Annotated in this window: 12 protein-coding genes and 1 tRNA gene; 8 read left to right on the forward strand and 5 right to left on the reverse strand. The window is 45.9% G+C overall.

What is annotated here, in order from left to right:
* Window positions 1-176: 176 nt before the first annotated feature.
* Window positions 177-1,760, reverse strand: coding sequence for a peptide chain release factor 3 (locus ACMXI2_RS10260; RefSeq protein ID WP_483781503.1), 1,584 nt, complete (start codon window positions 1,758-1,760; stop codon window positions 177-179).
* Window positions 1,761-1,862: 102 nt separating this feature from the next.
* Between ACMXI2_RS10260 and ACMXI2_RS10265 the strand changes: the two genes are divergently transcribed.
* The 5 genes from ACMXI2_RS10265 to ACMXI2_RS10285 all read left to right on the forward strand — a co-directional run bounded on the left by ACMXI2_RS10265 (window position 1,863) and on the right by ACMXI2_RS10285 (window position 10,004).
* Entirely contained in the window at window positions 1,863-3,116 is a 1,254-nt protein-coding gene (locus ACMXI2_RS10265; protein WP_483781504.1) for an ABC transporter permease, read from the forward strand.
* Window positions 3,117-3,196: 80 nt separating this feature from the next.
* A complete protein-coding gene (tsaD, locus tag ACMXI2_RS10270; RefSeq protein WP_483781505.1) occupies window positions 3,197-4,201 on the forward strand; it encodes a tRNA (adenosine(37)-N6)-threonylcarbamoyltransferase complex transferase subunit TsaD in 1,005 nt (334 codons plus the stop codon).
* A gap of 108 nt (window positions 4,202-4,309) precedes the next feature.
* Window positions 4,310-6,445, forward strand: coding sequence for an alpha-L-fucosidase (locus ACMXI2_RS10275; RefSeq protein WP_483781506.1), 2,136 nt, complete (start codon window positions 4,310-4,312; stop codon window positions 6,443-6,445).
* Between the two features lie 2 nt (window positions 6,446-6,447).
* The gene (locus tag ACMXI2_RS10280; RefSeq protein WP_483781507.1) at window positions 6,448-7,170 is read left to right on the forward strand and encodes a tRNA1(Val) (adenine(37)-N6)-methyltransferase; all 723 of its coding nucleotides are present in this window, start codon (window positions 6,448-6,450) and stop codon (window positions 7,168-7,170) included.
* Between the two features lie 35 nt (window positions 7,171-7,205).
* The gene (locus tag ACMXI2_RS10285; protein WP_483781508.1) at window positions 7,206-10,004 is read left to right on the forward strand and encodes a T9SS type B sorting domain-containing protein; all 2,799 of its coding nucleotides are present in this window, start codon (window positions 7,206-7,208) and stop codon (window positions 10,002-10,004) included.
* Here the strand turns inward: ACMXI2_RS10285 and ACMXI2_RS10290 are convergent.
* Window positions 9,996-11,213, reverse strand: coding sequence for an NAD(P)-dependent oxidoreductase (locus ACMXI2_RS10290; RefSeq protein ID WP_483781509.1), 1,218 nt, complete (start codon window positions 11,211-11,213; stop codon window positions 9,996-9,998). The genes ACMXI2_RS10285 and ACMXI2_RS10290 overlap by 9 nt on opposite strands.
* 164 nt (window positions 11,214-11,377) lie before the next feature.
* Between ACMXI2_RS10290 and ACMXI2_RS10295 the strand changes: the two genes are divergently transcribed.
* Window positions 11,378-11,461 (forward strand) — tRNA-Leu (locus ACMXI2_RS10295).
* Between the two features lie 109 nt (window positions 11,462-11,570).
* Here ACMXI2_RS10295 and ACMXI2_RS10300 read toward each other — a convergent pair.
* Entirely contained in the window at window positions 11,571-12,290 is a 720-nt protein-coding gene (locus ACMXI2_RS10300) for an ISAon1 family transposase (RefSeq protein ID WP_483782395.1), read from the reverse strand.
* Window positions 12,291-12,520: 230 nt separating this feature from the next.
* Here ACMXI2_RS10300 and istA point away from each other — a divergent pair, with 230 nt between their 5' ends.
* Both istA and istB read left to right on the forward strand, forming a co-directional pair.
* The gene (istA, locus tag ACMXI2_RS10305; protein ID WP_483777378.1) at window positions 12,521-14,068 is read left to right on the forward strand and encodes an IS21 family transposase; all 1,548 of its coding nucleotides are present in this window, start codon (window positions 12,521-12,523) and stop codon (window positions 14,066-14,068) included.
* Window positions 14,069-14,100: 32 nt separating this feature from the next.
* Window positions 14,101-14,832: an IS21-like element helper ATPase IstB gene (gene istB / locus ACMXI2_RS10310; RefSeq protein ID WP_483777917.1), complete on the forward strand. Its 732-nt coding sequence runs from the start codon at window positions 14,101-14,103 to the stop codon at window positions 14,830-14,832.
* 348 nt (window positions 14,833-15,180) lie between these two features.
* Here the strand turns inward: istB and ACMXI2_RS10315 are convergent, their stop codons facing one another.
* Together ACMXI2_RS10315 and ACMXI2_RS10320 are read right to left on the reverse strand one after the other, a co-directional pair.
* The gene (locus ACMXI2_RS10315) at window positions 15,181-15,504 is read right to left on the reverse strand and encodes an ISAon1 family transposase N-terminal region protein (RefSeq protein ID WP_483777571.1); all 324 of its coding nucleotides are present in this window, start codon (window positions 15,502-15,504) and stop codon (window positions 15,181-15,183) included.
* 621 nt (window positions 15,505-16,125) lie between these two features.
* A complete protein-coding gene (locus ACMXI2_RS10320; RefSeq protein WP_483781510.1) occupies window positions 16,126-16,962 on the reverse strand; it encodes a hypothetical protein in 837 nt (278 codons plus the stop codon).
* Window positions 16,963-17,117 lie beyond the last annotated feature (155 nt).

Genomic DNA, 17,117 nt, shown 5'->3' on the forward strand with positions numbered 1-17,117 from the left:
GGAGTGCATGGCTGTGCCTATTTTTGTATAACACAAACGATACACAGCACCTAAATCAAAATATTCTCAATAAAGCAATAATTTGAGTTGGTCGTACAAGTAATGCCGCGCCTGTTCACAGGAAGCGGCTTTTTTGCCGTTAGCTTCTGAGGAAGCCAACGGCAAAAGCAGTATGCCTATTTATGAATTTCTGATGTAAAGTTGAACTGGATATCCGGGTTGTTGGTGCGTTCGGTATTCAGGTACCATTCCGACTGGGCCAGGTACACGATATGACCGTCTTTATCCTCCACCACGTTGGAAGATTTAAAGCGGATGAATTCTTCGATCTTATCTTTCGGACCGGTGAGCCAGCAGGCCTTGTAGAAAGGCAGGGTATTGAACTGACAGGCGGCGCCATACTCCTGGAGCAGGCGGTACTGGATTACTTCAAACTGCAGGTCGCCCACGCAGCCAATGATTTTGCGGTTGCCGCCGTGCTGGGTGAACAGCTGTGCCACGCCTTCATCTGTAAGCTGGCGGATACCTTTTTCCAGCTGCTTTGTTTTCAGCGGATCTTTGTTCACCAGTTCCTTAAACAGTTCAGGAGAGAAGCTTGGGATGCCGGTGATATAAAAGTTTTCCCCTTCCGTGAGGGTATCGCCGATCTTGAAGTTACCGGTATCGAACAAACCTACCACGTCGCCGGGATAGGCGTCGTCTACCACGTTCTTTTCGCGGGCGAGGAAGCTGTAAGGGTTGCTGAACCTAACGTCTTTGTCTAAACGAACATGGTGATAGAATTTATTTCTTTCAAACTTACCGGAGCAAACGCGGAGGAAGGCGATACGGTCGCGGTGGCGCGGATCGAGGTTGGCATGGATCTTAAAAATGAATCCACTGAATTTATCCTCGTTTACGTCTACTTCGCGGGTGGTGGCGGTGCGGTTACGCGGAATGGGCGCGATGTCTACAAACGTGTCCAGCAGGTCTTTCACCCCGAAGTTGTTTACGGCGCTGCCAAAGAAAACGGGCGCCAGTTTACCGGCGAGGTACTCTTCCCTGTTGAAGGCATCGTACACGCCTTCGATCAGTTCCACATCGCCACGGAGTTGTGCGGCGTCTTTTGCATTAAAGTGTTCGTCGACGTAGCTGCTGCTGAGATCAGTGAGCGGCACCACGTCTTCATCAGTGGCTTTCTTATTGGGGAGGAAAGCTACGAGGCTTTTATCGTACAGGTTGTAAACGCCTTTAAAGTCGCTGCCCATATTAATGGGCCAGCTGAGGGGGCGTACGCGGATGTTGAGTTTTTCTTCCAGTTCATCCAGGAGGTCGAACGGATATTTACCATCACGGTCCATTTTATTTACGAAGATGATCACGGGCGTATCGCGCATGCGACATACTTCCATGAGTCTTTCCGTTTGTTCTTCCACCCCTTTTACGCAGTCGATCACCAGTACCACGCTGTCTACGGCAGTCAGCGTACGGTAGGTATCTTCCGCAAAGTCCTTGTGACCGGGAGTATCCAGGAGGTTAACGAGGATATCGCGGTATTCGAAGGTCATAACGGAAGTGGCTACGGAGATACCTCTCTGCCTTTCAATTTCCATGAAATCCGAAGTGGTATGCTTCTTTATTTTATTGGACTTCACCGCACCGGCTGTTTGAATAGCGCCGCCAAACAGGAGGAATTTCTCTGTCAGCGTAGTTTTACCGGCATCCGGGTGAGCGATGATAGCAAAGGATTTTCTTTTACTGATTTCGTTAGCGTACTTCATAAATATCCGAAAAATGGCAGCAAAGGTAACTAAATTTTTTGTCCGGCTATATTTCGTGTTTATTGGCGCTGCCCGTGCCGATAAATCCGCTAAATTTGGAATATGATAGCAACCCTTAAAATATTATGGAATAGTTTCAAAATGGCGATGCAGGAGCTGCGGGTGAATAAGCTGCGCACTTTTTTATCGTTGTTTGGAATTACCATTGGCATCTTCTGTATCATCGCGGTATTTACGCTCACTGGTAGCCTGGAACACAATATCAGAAAGGATCTGGCCGATTTGGGCGATGATGTGGTATATATGCAGAAGTGGCCCTGGGGCGGCAACGGGGAATATCCGTGGTGGAAATATATGAACCGCCCGGAGCCGGAATATAAGGATCTCAAACCCATACAGGATAAGGTGCAGAGTGCCAGTTTTGCTTCTTTCAATTTTGAATCGGGCAATAAGAAGGTGGAATATGGAGATGATTATATGGATGGGGTGACGATGATGGCGGTGACGAACGACTTTGACCAGATACAAACCTTACAGATCCTCGACGGCCGTTTCTTTGCCAACAGTGAAAGTAACAGCGGCGCCAACGTGGCGATCATGGGTTTTACCATCTGGGACGGGCTTTTCCCTTCGCCGGAAGCGGCTATGGGCAAGGTGGTGAAAGTGGCAGGCAGGGATGTAAAGATCATTGGGGTGCTGAAGAAGAAGGGAGAGAGCATGATTGGCGGCATCGGCTACGACAATGCCATTATACTGCCTTACCGGTTTGCCCGTACGGTAGTGGATGAGCGCCGTTTTGCGGACCCGTATATCCTGATAAAGGCCAAACCCAATGTGAGTATGGCTCAACTGAAAGATGAGCTGAGAGGAGTAGTGCGTGCGTCTCACCGGTTAAGGCCGAAAGAAGAGGATGATTTTTCCCTGAATGAAATCAGTACGGCGAACGACAGTCTGAATGCGATGTTTGCGGCGATCAATATGGGTGGAGGAATGATTGCCATCTTTGCGTTGATAGTAGGGGCTTTTGGTATTGCGAATATTATGTTTGTAACGGTAAAGGAGCGGACCAATATCATTGGTTTGAAAAAGGCCATAGGAGCGCGCCGGGGCATTATCCTGATGGAGTTTTTGCTGGAGGCGGTGAGCTTGTGTTTACTGGGAGGAACTTTTGGTTTGCTGCTGGTTTATCTTCTTACATTAATTATTAATCTGTCTGGTACATTTGAGATGGTGCTGTCTGCGGGTTCTGTGATATTCGGGTTGGGCATATCTGCCCTGGTAGGGCTGCTGGCGGGCTTTATCCCGGCCTATACAGCCAGTAAGCTGGATCCGGTGGTGGCCATCCGTAGTAACTAAGAGGTGTAATACATAACGGGCAACAGCGTGACTGTTGTACAGGCGGGGTTTTCCCGCCTTTTTTATTAATTTTGCGCCTTATGTCGGTTAAAATATTAGCTATAGAGTCGTCCTGTGATGATACAGGAGCAGCGGTAATCGTAGACGGGCAGGTGTTATCCAATCATATTGCCGGTCAGAAGGTACATGAGCAATACGGCGGCGTGGTGCCGGAGCTGGCTTCCCGCGCGCACCAGGAGAATATAGTGCCGGTGGTGGACATAGCGCTGAAAACGGCGGGGGTAAAGCGGGAAGAGCTGAGTGCGATTGCCTTTACCCAATCGCCAGGATTGATCGGTTCCCTGCTGGTGGGCAGTTGCTTCGCCAAATCGATGGCGATGGCGCTGGATATCCCCCTGATAGGCGTGCATCATATGCAGGCGCATGTACTGGCTAACTTTATTGATGATCCCAAACCCGACTTCCCCTTTTTATGCTTAACCGTGTCTGGTGGTCATACCCAGATCGTTTTGTGTGAAAGTCCGCTTAGCATGCGGGTGATTGGTGAAACGCTGGATGATGCTGCCGGAGAAGCTTTTGATAAAAGTGCCAAGATATTGGGTTTGCCATATCCCGGCGGCCCGTTGATAGATAAATACGCCCAAACCGGTAATCCTGCGCGGTTTAAATTCCCCGAGCCGCGGATCCCCGACCTGAATTTCAGTTTCAGCGGATTGAAAACGGCGATCCTTTATTTCCTCCAGGAGAACCAGCAGAAAGATCCTGCATTTATTGCGCAAAACCTGCCTGATATCTGTGCGTCTATCCAGCACCGTATTGTAAGTATATTGCTGAATAAGGTGGTAAAGGCATCTGAGGAAACAGGTATCCGTGATATTGCCATTGCCGGCGGCGTGAGTGCCAACAGCGGATTGCGGACTGCTTTAATGGAATATGGCCGGAAGCACCACTGGCGTACGTTTATTCCTAAGTTCGAGTACTGTACTGATAATGCGGGTATGATTGCTATTACCGCCTATTATAAATACCTGGCGGGTGATTTTGCGTCGCTGGATGTAGTGCCTACAGCGAGAGCTGCTTTTTAATTTCATTAACAAGCCAGGCTAAAAACGAACTGCTAATTGCTAAAATCCTATTCTAAACCAACAGTATAACGATTTAGCTTTATGTTGGCATATAACCGCTTATTATCTATGAAGAAAATCTTTGTCGTTTTACTGGGGCTTATTATCACAGGTCAGTTTGTGCAGGCGCAGGAGCCTGTGGCACAAACGGAGTGGAAGAATCAGAAGTATTCCATGTTTATACACTGGGGCGCTATTTATTCCACGCTGGGAGGCGTTTGGGAAGGCAAGCCCGTTACAAAGGGATACAGTGAGCAGATACAGGCGCACGCCGGTATTTACAGCGATACCTATGGCGATATTGCCAAACAGTTTCACCCGGAATACTGGAATGCCGACTCTATTGTACTGCTGGCAAAGGCTGCGGGCATGAAATCGGTAGTGATGACCTCCAAGCATCATGATGGTTTTTGCATGTTTCATACTGCTTACACCGATTACAATGTGGTAGATGCAACGCCTTTCAAAAGGGATGTGCTGAAAGAATTATCGGATGCATGCCGCAGGCATGGGTTGAAGTTTGGGATGTACTTTTCTTTGATCGACTGGCACTTTCCGCAGGCATATCCTATTTCCAGCAGTAACAGTGATCCTATTACGCCGGAGCATCATGAATTTAACAAGAAGCAGGTAACGGAGCTGATGACCAACTACGGCCCGGTATCCGAGATATGGTTTGATATGGGATCGCTAACCGCGCAGCAGAGCAGGGACCTGGCGGATATTGTGCATCGTTTGCAGCCAGGTTGTATGGTGAGTGGCCGTTTGGGTAATGACGCCGGTGATTTTTGTGTAATGGGAGATAACCAGTATCCTGATTATAAGATTGCTTCCGCATGGCAAACGCCTGCTTCAGTGTATGATGAAACCTGGGGCTATCGCAGCTGGCAGGAGCATGGCAAGGCGGAAGACAAAGCGCATGAAAAACTGGAAGGGCTGATTAAAGTGGTAAGTCGTGGCGGAAACTACCTGTTGAATATTGGTCCGCGTGGCGATGGTTCGGTGGTAGACTTTGAAAAAGAAGTGCTGCTGTTAAACGGCGCCTGGCTGAAACTCAACGGTGAAGCCATTTATAGCGCATCTGCCAATCCCTTTGATACAACCTTTGCCTGGGGGGAAGTAACAACAAAGCCAGGAAAATTATACCTGCATTTATTGCAGCATCCGGAACACGGCACTATCATTTTACCGGGACTGAACAGTAAGATCAGCCAGGTAACCTTATTGAGCAATGGAAAGAAAGTACCCGTTAAAATATCTTCCAAAGAGGGTAACACACAACTTCAGTTACCCGCAGATTTTAAGCTGGCAGATAAAGACATTGCCGTGCTGGCAGTTGCCTGCAAAGGTGCGATAGATATTACACCGGTTCACTTATTGCGCCATGCTACCCGTTTGAGCAGGGATAATACCACGCCGTTATTCAGCTTCTCCGGCATTGATTATGAAAGTTATTACCGAAGTGAAGTAGGCGAGTCGTGGACATTTACTACGCAGCACCCCGCCGCATTGCAACTGGTATACAGTGATGCAGAGAAAGGCAGACGCATTTTGCTCACACTGAATGGCAGCACCAAAGAAGTATTGCTGGATGGTGGCGTTACCAGTTTGCTGAAAAATGACCCGGCTTCCCTGCAGTGGGGACCGATGTATAGTGCAGGTCCTTTCTGGTCCGGTATTGATGGTACGCATGGAAGCGTAAAAGATATTGATCCTTCCAAATCCTGGCCCAATAAGGATAATGCCGCATGGACACTACACAGCGACTGGAAGAATGATGCCCCCATTACGTTAACTGCGGATAAAAGCGTGGCCAGTTATATTTTACAGGAGATCACGGCGCTGAAGGCAGGTGATTACCTGGTAGGGTTTAATAGTGGAGATGGTATTGCGGTATACCTGAACGGAGAAGAGCAACTATTGCACAATAACCCGGAGAGGGGAGGTACACAATCGGAAGTATTATTGTTATCTCTGAAAGAAGGAAAAAATCAGCTGGTAGCCAAATTCTACAGTCGCTTTGCGAAGCAGGCAGTAGTGGGCATCAACCGCAATGTACCGCAGGTATTATATGTACAGCAGTTGCCGGAACGTGTAAGTGGCAGTGGTAAGGCAGCGCACTGTGTAATCAGGCAGGCCAACCCGGTATCTGTACACCGTAACCTACGGATGCCTAACCTCGCCGTGGTGTTAGATTCAAAATAAAGATGGCAAATACATTTTTTAAATTCAAGCAGTTTACCGTTCACCAGGAGCACTGCGCCATGAAAGTTTGTACAGACGCCTGTATACAAGGAGCTTTCACGGCGCAGTACCTGGCGGACAACGAGATAACGGCGCCGGCTATACTGGATTTAGGCGCCGGTACCGGGTTGCTGAGCCTTATGCTGGCGCAACAGGTAGACGCCGTTATTACAGCGGTAGAACTGGACGCCGGCGCCGCCCACCAGGCCATACAAAACTTTGATGAATCGCCCTGGGCGCACCGTTTAACCCTAACGCGCCAGGATATACGAAAAATGGATGGCGCCGTGAAGTATGATTTTATTATCAGCAATCCACCGTTCTACGAGCGTGCGTTGAAAAGTGGTCAGGCAGCGAAGGACCAGGCCATGCACGCCACCAACCTGAGCTACCAGGAGTTGCTGACGGCGGTTGACCAGCAGCTGGCCGTGTCTGGAGAGTTGTCGGTGTTACTGCCTTATTCCGCCTTTGAAGGTTTCCGGGTATTGGCGCTGGCAGCGGGGCTTCATTTGAAGCAGGTGTTGTATATCCGGCAGAGCGTGAAGCACGGCTTTTTCCGGACGGTGGGTATTTTTTCGCGGAAGCCGGTGAATACGGTGATCAGCGAACTTTCCGTGTATGATGAGGAGCGGGTGTATACGCCTGGATTTGTAGAATTATTGCGGCCATATTATTTATACCTGTAGATTTTTTGTATTTTTGGCGCTCTATTTATCCTGATATGCTTCGAGTAGCCAGAATTTGTTTGTTGCTTTTATTGTTGCCCGTTATCGTGCATGCCCAGAAAGAGATCAATATCTGGTATTTCGGATATAATGCAGGGCTTGATTTTAACACCACCCCAGCCACAGTTCTTACGGATGGACAAACATACACCCGCGAAGGGGTAGCCACTATTTGTGATGGCGCCACCGGCAAATTGCTTTTTTATACTGAAGGATCTACGGTCTGGAATGCCCAACATGGTATCATGCCTAATGGAACGGCTCTTATGGGCGATCCATCCAGTGTACAGTCGGGTATTGCAGTGCCTTTTCCAGGGCATCCGGGGCAGTATTACCTGTTTACCACGATGACCGGTAAGGGATTCCGTTATAATATACTGGATATGGCACTGGATAACGGGAACGGTGATATTATTCCTTCGACAAAGAATACATTGTTACTGAGTAATAATCAGAGCACGGAAAAAATGGCGGCTACCCGGCACTGTAACGGAAGGGATTATTGGATAGTGACGCATTCGGCCAATAGCGCTACCTTTCACGTATACCTGCTTTCTCCCGCTGGATTATCTGCTGCCACTACTTATACAACAGGCGCCGTTATTCATCCGGGAGGATGGGAGGAAACCGGTTACATCAAGTTTTCACCTGATGGCGCAACACTGGTGCATTCCCTGGGATCTATAAGTCAGGGTGCAATGAGTGTGGTAGACCTGCTGAAGTTTAATAACAGCACGGGCGTGATCAGTCCTCCTTTTGCCTCGCTGAGTGTTATTTTCCCACTTGGCATTGAGTTCACCATCAGCGGCAAACTGTTGTATGTAGTGAGCATGAATTATCTGCATTGGGGTAAATTATTTCAGTATGATTTGACCGCAGCCAACATCAATGCTTCCCAGCAAACGATTGTAACCAATACCGATGATATCCAGATGGGTGGGCTTCAGATGGGGCCCGACGGACACATTTATATGGGATATGAGCAGGTGTATAATGGGGGCTACCGGTATGTAGGTATGATTCATAATCCCGAGGTGCGAGGACCAGGTTGTAATTTTGAGCGGGATGCAATAGATATGGACCCTACCGGTATAGGGTGGCACAGAACATCCTTGTCTTTCCCCACATTTGTGAATAGCTTTCTTTATTTTCCTGCCGACTTTATCGTTTCGGATATATGCGGTGGCAGCCCTGTTTTTAAGTTGAATAATGAAGTGGGCGTAACCAGTATATTATGGGATTTTGGAGATGGAACTACTTCCACTGATCTGTCGCCGCGACATACATACGCTACCGAAAAAAAATATACGGTGAAAGTAAAAGTGACGCGTCAATGCAGCACAGATGAAAAAACGCAGGATATCATTATTGGTAGCAATAGTGAAGAAAGTGTTACAAAGAGTATTTGCAGCAAGGATACCTACACTTTGCCGGATGGCACGAAAGTAAATACAGCCGGCGTTTACACCAGTACCCTGAAGAGATTAAGCAACAGTTGCGATAGTATTATTACCACTACCTTAAAAATATTGCCGGTGTATCAGCTCACCGAAAACGTAACTATCTGCAGCGGGCAGGAGTACCAGTTGCCGGATGGAAGAAAGGTAAACAGTTCCGGTAGCTATACATCTTCCCTAAAAACTTACGAGGGCTGCGATAGTATTATTACCACCGAGTTGCACGTACCGGAGAGGGATTATCCGCAGGAGGCAGTTATTTGCCAGGGAGATAATTATCAGTTGCCGGATGGGAGGATAGTGACCGATGCAGGTACCTACAACAGTACGCTTATTTCCTCGGTGGGCTGCGACAGTATTATCATTACAACGTTGGTGGTGTATCCTGTTTATGCTACACGGGAATCTGTTAATATTTGCGACGGCAATACTTACCGTTTGCCGGATGGCCACGTAGTAAATGTTACCGGGCGGTATACTTCCCGTTTCAAGAGCAGTAAGGGATGCGACAGTATTATTGTTACGGATCTGCAGATGCAGCCCCGTTATAACATTGCAAAGACCGCCATTACCTGCGACGGGGAGCCTTATATATTGCCGGATGGCCGGTCTGTGAAGGTTTCCGGTACGTATGTGTCTTCTTTTACTTCTTATTATGGTTGCGATAGTATTATTACCACGCGGCTTACCGTGATGCCTGTTTACAGCCTGGAAAAATATGATACCATTTGCAATGGAGAACGCTATACGCTGCCTGACGGCAGAAGTGTGACCACCGCTGCGCGTTATGTGAGCACGCTGTTTACCACAAGTGGCTGCGATAGTACCATTATTGTGCATCTGGCTTTAAAAGAGAAGCCGCAGGTAAGTATTGTCCCTGAAGTATGCTTATTTTCCGGTCGGCCAACCACCATAACATTAGCTCCAGGTTACGACAGGTATGAGTGGCAGAGCGGTTTTACCGGGAGCGTTTATGCCATCCGCTACCCGGGTATTTACCGCGTGGCTGTTTCCAATGAATGTGGTACGGTTACCCTGCAAACAGTGGCAAAGGAATGTGCGGTGGATATGTATGTACCTAATGCATTTACTCCCAATGGTGATGGACTGAATGACGTGTTCCGGCTCCGGCAGCCGAATGGGCAGGTATTGCTGGAGTTCAGCGTCTTTGACCGTTGGGGGATGGAAATATTTTCTACCACCAATGTGATGCAGGGATGGGATGGTACTTACAAAGGGCAGTTACAACCCGTGGGAGCTTACGTATATTTCATCCGTTACAGGAACATCGATGGAATAGAAAAGCAACTGAAAGGGGCTGTTAACCTGCTACGATAGTTTACCCTTTGCATAATCTTCCAGATACGCATACCTTTCTGTTAGCTGGCCATTCGCAACGATTGTTGCATTGCTGATCATTTCGCTGTTTGTTTTCAGCAATTCATCAAATACATATTTCATCAGCTGGTCTCCGAAGTACTGGGAAGCATCCCGTGGCAGTTCGTTCGGGAGATTGCTTACGCACATCATGTCTACCGTTCCGGGAAGATAGGGTGCTGTTTGTTCCATCGTATCTTTTGTAACGCCGTACACAGGGTCTTCAATGGTGCTGTCGCCCAGGTTGCAGGGGATAGAGCCGTTGGTATCGTCTGTGATATCGGCGATGACCTGTATGCGGAAGTTTTCTTTTTTGAGGTCATCCGCCTGGAAGAGTGGTGGGATTTTTTCGTCCCAGTAGATACCGTTCATGAGGATATCGCTTACGGTAACATAGGGGAGGAAGCGGCATTCGTATGCTTCCGGATGCGCGTGGAAGTCGGCCCGGCTGTATGTTTTATCTTCTTTCCGCAGGTAGAGTTCACCTGCTTTCAGCTGGGTATATACCGGGTAGGAATAGGTGTTGATGAGGTATTCTTCCGGTGGAAGATATTTGATGCCGAGCAGGCCCATTATTTCCAGTGCGCCGGCTGCCACGCGTCCGGAGCCGGTGATCACTATTTTCAGCGGAGGCAGTTTGATTCCGAAGTAATGATTGATCAGTTCCTGGAAGTCGTGACAGGTATGTACCCTTTTAAAATGAAAGGACCGTGTTTTTTCTCCGTATGCCATGAGGCCGTTATGTGCACCTACGATGCCTGCAAAGAAGCCGAAGCCCAGGATGCGCTGTCCGTCGGGGTGCACGAGGCATTCATAATCGATGAGCGTGATATTTTTTTCCAGGATGGTTTGCAGCATGTGTTGGTTATGCGGCTGTTTCTTTTTGGTGTGGCTGAAGAAGAGGTATGTTTTTCCTGCGATCAGTTTATCGGTGGGTACTTCTTTGATGCCCAGCAGGATGGTGCAGTGGGAGAGGTCTTCCTGTAGTGGAACGCCTGCTTTTTCATATTCATCGTTTTTGAAGCATCGTAACGGAGATGGCTGTACGTAAATTTGTACCTGTGGAAAATGCTGCATGATCCATTGGCATTGTTTAGGTGTAAAGGCTACCCTGTTATCATGCGGGTGTTTTTCTTCCCTGATAAGTCCGATGTGTATCTTGTTTTCCATCTTTGAATTTAGGGTATTTTGGTCATTTGTGAACTCCTGAAACGCCCTGTTTATGCGGGGGATGGAAATTTTTTATACAAAATTGTAAAATTTATTTGCAGATTAAATAAGAGTTTCTATATTTGCATCCCGCAATTGACGCGGCGAAGTTCATTAGTAAGATTGCCCAGATGGCGGAATTGGTAGACGCGCTAGACTCAAAATCTTGTTTTCGAAAGGGAGTGCAGGTTCGATTCCTGTTCTGGGCACCTGGTTATCAGTTATTTATAAAGGTTCACGAAAGTGGACCTTTTTTATTTGCACAAAATCCCAATGTGGTAAGGGATCAAGTTGAAAAGTTGGGGGATAGTGTAAATTTTAAGCATACAGTTTAGTTAATCTATAAAGAAAGAATTCCACATCCCGTACCCCTCTTAGGGCGTTTCTAAAGGACTTTATTTTTGCATTAAAAGATTCGGCAGCGGCGTTAGTAGCCCTGTTATTGAAGAAGTTGAGGATGCCCAGATAATGAGTTCTGATAGTCCTGGCAACGGTTTTGAAGGATAATATCCCCGCTTCCTCTACGTCATTATACCACAAAGCCAGTTTCTTAAATGCTTCTTCTTTACACTTGCAGTGCTTATAAACCTCACCCAATCGAAGGGATAGCTGGTAAGATTTATGAATAAGAGGATAGTTACTAAACAAGAGCTCCGCTCTCTGCCGCTGCTCCCTGGTCCATAGCCTGGGATGTTTAAATAGCAAATATCTGCTTCTGGCTAACAGCTGCTTAGCGGTGTCGCCATTGGGTAGCTTGACAGGCTCATATTTTACTGCTGTTCGTTTTGCCTGTTCATATTCCAGGTTCTCCTGTTCCAGAGCCTCCCAACGATGTTTTATTCTTATTTCCTGTACCGCTTCAAAAGCCAGGTGTTGTACGTGGAAACGATCTATTACCCGGTGAGCATTAGGGAAACAGGCTTTTACTGCCTTATTCAAACTGCCGGACATATCAACAGTGACTTCGTGTACTTTCCCGCGAAGACGCTTAGGAATTTTAAATAGAATTTCTTTCAGAAATTCAGACTGAGTGGATATTACGGCCTATAGTGTACCACTCGTTTCAGTCCAAAGTTTACCAGCGATTTCAGTGCAAAGTGTACCAGTTTTAACTGTTCTAATTATGGTATTTCAGTGCAAAGTGTACCACTCGACTAGGGAATAAACTGACATTACGGCGCAAAGTGTACCACTTCTCAAAGACTTGTTGATAGCATTTTTTCACGGCCTTTCTTTGTAATAAAAGCATGGCCAATAAAGTGATTCAAATGCAACATATTCGTGCGCTCATGCAGTTGATTGAGAAGGGATACTCTTTAAGGTCTATCACTGCTCAATTAAAATTATCCCGACAGGCTGTAACCCTATATAGTATCAGGCTTAAGAATGCCACCACTGCCTTTGAATCTCTTCGACAGTTGCCGGATGCGGAGTTGGCCAAAATTGTTTACCCGGTAGAGGGACCAGCTGACTTTGACGATAATGTTCGAAGGCTGGAGTTCAATAAACAGATACCTTATTTTCAAGCGGAACTTAAGCGCACGGGAGTTACCCGCTTATTGCTGTGGGAAGAATACAGTAAGGAATTTGCATCCCATTATCGGTATACCCAATTTTGTATTCTGCTGAAAGAATCCAGTAAGATCTCGCAGGCTACTATGCACCTGGTGCATAAACCCGGAGAGATGGTGATGGTTGATTTTGCCGGAGACAAAATGAGCTATATTGATAAATCTACCGGTGAGATTGTTGATTGCCCAGTCCTGGTAGCTGTGCTACCGTTTAGTAATTATTCATTTGCTATGGCATTGCCTAATGCAACCATTCCCCAGGTAATCAAAGCTTTGAATGCCTGTCTTCAATATTATGATGGGGTTCCGTTAAGCCTGAAAACAGATAACATGAAACAGGTGGTCACCAAGCCATCCCGATATGAACCCCTTTTTAGTGAGGCCTTGCAACAATGGGCACTTCATTACAACATCACGTTGTTGGCAACCAGGCCCGTGAAGCCCAAAGACAAAGCGGCGGTAGAGAACCTTGTAAAGATTGCCTACCAGCGCATCTATGCACCCCTAAGAGATCAAACATTCTTCCATATCAATGAGATGAATACCGCCATTGCAGTGCAGTTGGAGATCCATAACCAGAAGCTATTCCAGTTAAAAGATCACAGCCGGGTTCAATTATACGCCAGCCAGGAAAAAGATTTGCTGCAGCAGCTACCAACAGATGTCTTTGTAATAAAGCACCGGGTGCTGGCTAAGGTCCAGAAGAACTATCATATTACCCTGGGGGAGAACTATCATCATTACAGCGTTCCATATCAGTTCATTGGAAAGAAAGTGAGTGCCGTTTACGACACTGATGTGGTAGAGATCTATTATCAGCATCAGCGCATTGCCATGCACATCCGGAGTTATAAGAAACATGGGTTCACGACAACAGGAATACATATGCCAGCTGGCCATCAGAACTATGCACAGCAACAAGGATGGACGCCCTCGTACTTTTTAAAACAGGCAATAGCCATCGGCCCCTCAGTCCAGTCTTACGTGGATGAGGTATTAAAAAGCAAGGCCTATACAGAACAAACCTATAACGCCTGTCGGGGCATCCTGCGGTTAAACCATGAATATGGACCGATAAGGTTACAAGCAGCTTGCAGCCGTGCTTTGAACGGCATCACTTTTAATTACAGAACCTTGCAAAATATCCTGATCAACAACCTGGATCAGTTAGATATCACAGAACCTCCGGATCTGTTCAAGCTTCCGGACCATGAAAACCTCCGTGGGGCAGGAACCTATCAATAAATATCTTCAATAATTAACTAAATAATCACCACATGAATCAGCAAAGCACACTAGATCAATTACAGGAACTCAAACTATCAGGTATGGCAAAAAGGTATGCAGCCATTTTAATGCAGCCCGTGCATCAACAACCAGAACCACATATGTTGATCGCTTCGCTGGCAGAAGCGGAAGCTGGTTACCGGGTACATCAGAGAACCCAACTTTACCTACGGCTTGCCAAACTCCGTTACAATGCAACACCTGAAGAAATTAATTGCACCCCGGCAAGGGGAATAACCAAAGAAGTGCTGATCACGTTATCTGATGGCATGTTCATTGAAAAATCAGAAAATCTATTGATCACAGGGGCGACCGGATGTGGTAAAAGTTATCTGGCCTGCGCTATGGGAAGGAATGCTTGTCTACTTGGCCATAGAACTTTGTATTACTCGATGAACAGGTTCGTTGAAGCACTGGCGGCTGCAAGGCTTGATGGAACTTACATACGGTGGCTAAATATGATTGCTAAAACACCATTGTTAATAATCGATGACTTTGGGTTGATGCCATTGAGTAATGATATGAAATTAACCCTACTCCAAATCCTGGAAGATCGCTTCGCTAAAGGCGCGACCATTATTACCTCTCAATTACCTGTCAATAAGTGGTATGAATATATCAATGAACCTACACTGGCTGATGCAATCTGTGACAGGCTGACAGCAAACGCCCATAAAGTGGAACTGAAAGGTGAATCCTTAAGAAAGAAGAAAAACAACTAAATTACATCAGCTACCACGAGTCTTTAAATGTGGTACACTTTGCGGTGAAATACTGGTACACTTTAACCGTAATATCCAGACTGAGTACCCTTGATCATAGCCACTATTGAGCCTTTACGTCCTTTAGCTAGCTTATTAGTAACGATGGTATACAGTTCTCCACTTGAAAAGGCTGTTTCGTCTATGCTTAAAGTGGTGCCGATATTTTGCTCGAATAGCATCCATTCACAAGCGTGTTCCTTTTGATCCCAGGTTGTAAAATCACTAAGATGATGCTTGTATTGCTGGCCTAACTGTTTTCCGTCTATCTGATAGAAATGGCCTAATTGTACTGGGCTTACAGGATATTTATCTAAGTAATCCTTTTAAAAAAGCACCGAACTCTGGAGTCATTCGCGTGCCTTTTTTTACTATTTCCCAATCTCTTGTTATTATTTCTCCATCCTCTAAAACCTCCCACCGCCGCCGCTTGGCATGTAGGGTGACCCTTTGACCACGTATAGGAAAATCTTGAATTGCAATTTCTGAGAAGAAGCCTTTGGAGTGTGCTTTTTTATGCTGATGTTCTACTGGAATCTTATTCTTTTCCTCCAGATATATATTTATACCCTCTTGGTCCTGGCTTGAATCTATTAAGTCAAAATACTCTAAAACCCCTGCGGGTAATAGCATCTCTACAAGTTTACGAAAGTTCTGATCCATGTGCGTCGTTGGCTAATCTGCTGCAAAACAACTATTTTCTACGCTATCCCCCAACTTTTCAACTTGATCCGTGGTAAGGCGTTAAAGAACTTTGATTACAAAAATACTAAAAATTCCTGCAACCATTGCTAGTAAAGGATTTCCCTTTTTTACCATTATTTACTCTATACTTTAAAGTAGGTATAATAAATTTCATCTGATTTAAGAAACCGTTCGGAAACTGCAAGTGCCAATGATCCAGTAGAGAAAGAGCTATTTGATTTAGGCGACCTGATAGCTGTAAGAGGAGATATAGTTGTTGAGTATATTGAAATAACCGTCACATTTCAAAAAGAATATTCTGCAACATAGGGACTTACAAATTCAAAGTCGATAAACCAGTTATAGTTAAGCAGGAAAATCAGGACAAATAATGAAAGCTTGTTGACAATCATAGCTAACACAGTTTGATTTGACTGGGCCAAATGTATGTTCTCCTGGAGAAATACCTGTTAGTATTTCGCGTTTAAATATGAGCCTCAATCTTAAGTTGGAGGTTAGGTCAATTGAGGGCTATAGTTTATCCATAGCCCGCAATTGCTATTACACGTACTAGTTACAGCTATACCTTATGCGGATAAACTGATAGGTACCAAGTTCAATGAAATCTGCAAGGGAACCACCGGGATCCAGCATCCGGCCATTTTTGAGTGAGGTGCTTACACCGAAGGCAAGGGGAAGTCCATACCTGTTGTAGCTTTCTGCTTTTATAGGATTATTTACGCTGTACATCCTGTCGAGAAATTGCCAAACAGGGTGTGTCTGATGCATATTGACTTTATTGTCATAGCCGGTGATGATGATACTATCTTTTATTCCGGGATAGTTGCCCGGTACAAACACCACCTTTACAAGATTACCTTCCGGATTATAAGTATAATATTTAGTAAGCCTGCCATAGATCCAGCCTATTGAATCTACACTTTTGTTAATCCTTCCCATTTCGTCATATTCGAAACTTGCAAAACCACGAATAAAAAGACCAGGCACAATTGGAGAAGGTGTTGGGGTTTCCCCCAGCAGGCCAAACTGGAAAATGCTGTCGAACACAATTTTATTGCCACGATAATAATACCTGTGCCAGGTTTCAAACTCATTGCTGTTTGGGTATAACGTGATGTAGTCCGTAAGCCGGTTGGCCTTATCATACCTGAACTGGTAATTAGGGGAACCGGTGCTGGTATGGGTCCTTGTGACACTCACAGGGTTTCCTGCAGCATTATAGGCAAACAATATACTATCGCTGGGATACACATGGAAATTTCCGGTGATACTTAAAATATCGCAATGTGATACCGGAAAGTTACCGTGGTCTTTTTTGCAGCCCGCATTGATGGAAAGGATGATAGCTAAACATGAAAACAGTTGTTGGGGAGAGATTTTTTTCATAAAATGAAATTTAATTTTGAGGTTATTAAATTAACATGACGTTGCCGGAGCGGCTAGCCCCGGCATCCGTAAACTACCAAAACGGTTATAACACAATAGGCCATAGACAGTTCGGCATCCTGTGTGATTCACAGGAATTCATTCTCCCAATAAAA

The sequence above is a fragment of the Chitinophaga sp. G7 BAM 1005 genome (assembly GCF_057126945.1).

What these genes read in the sequence shown, in the direction of transcription:
- ACMXI2_RS10285 (WP_483781508.1), top strand. Translation starts at nt 7,206, where the DNA reads ATGCTTCGAGTAGCCAGAATTTGTTTGTTGCTTTTATTGTTGCCCGTT.
- istB (WP_483777917.1), top strand. Translation starts at nt 14,101, where the DNA reads ATGAATCAGCAAAGCACACTAGATCAATTACAGGAACTCAAACTATCA.
- ACMXI2_RS10280 (WP_483781507.1), top strand. Translation starts at nt 6,448, where the DNA reads ATGGCAAATACATTTTTTAAATTCAAGCAGTTTACCGTTCACCAGGAG.
- tsaD (WP_483781505.1), top strand. Translation starts at nt 3,197, where the DNA reads ATGTCGGTTAAAATATTAGCTATAGAGTCGTCCTGTGATGATACAGGA.
- ACMXI2_RS10275 (WP_483781506.1), top strand. Translation starts at nt 4,310, where the DNA reads ATGAAGAAAATCTTTGTCGTTTTACTGGGGCTTATTATCACAGGTCAG.
- ACMXI2_RS10260 (WP_483781503.1), bottom strand. Translation starts at nt 1,760, where the DNA reads ATGAAGTACGCTAACGAAATCAGTAAAAGAAAATCCTTTGCTATCATC.
- istA (WP_483777378.1), top strand. Translation starts at nt 12,521, where the DNA reads ATGCAACATATTCGTGCGCTCATGCAGTTGATTGAGAAGGGATACTCT.
- ACMXI2_RS10315 (WP_483777571.1), bottom strand. Translation starts at nt 15,504, where the DNA reads ATGCTATTACCCGCAGGGGTTTTAGAGTATTTTGACTTAATAGATTCA.
- ACMXI2_RS10320 (WP_483781510.1), bottom strand. Translation starts at nt 16,962, where the DNA reads ATGAAAAAAATCTCTCCCCAACAACTGTTTTCATGTTTAGCTATCATC.
- ACMXI2_RS10265 (WP_483781504.1), top strand. Translation starts at nt 1,863, where the DNA reads ATGATAGCAACCCTTAAAATATTATGGAATAGTTTCAAAATGGCGATG.
- ACMXI2_RS10290 (WP_483781509.1), bottom strand. Translation starts at nt 11,213, where the DNA reads ATGGAAAACAAGATACACATCGGACTTATCAGGGAAGAAAAACACCCG.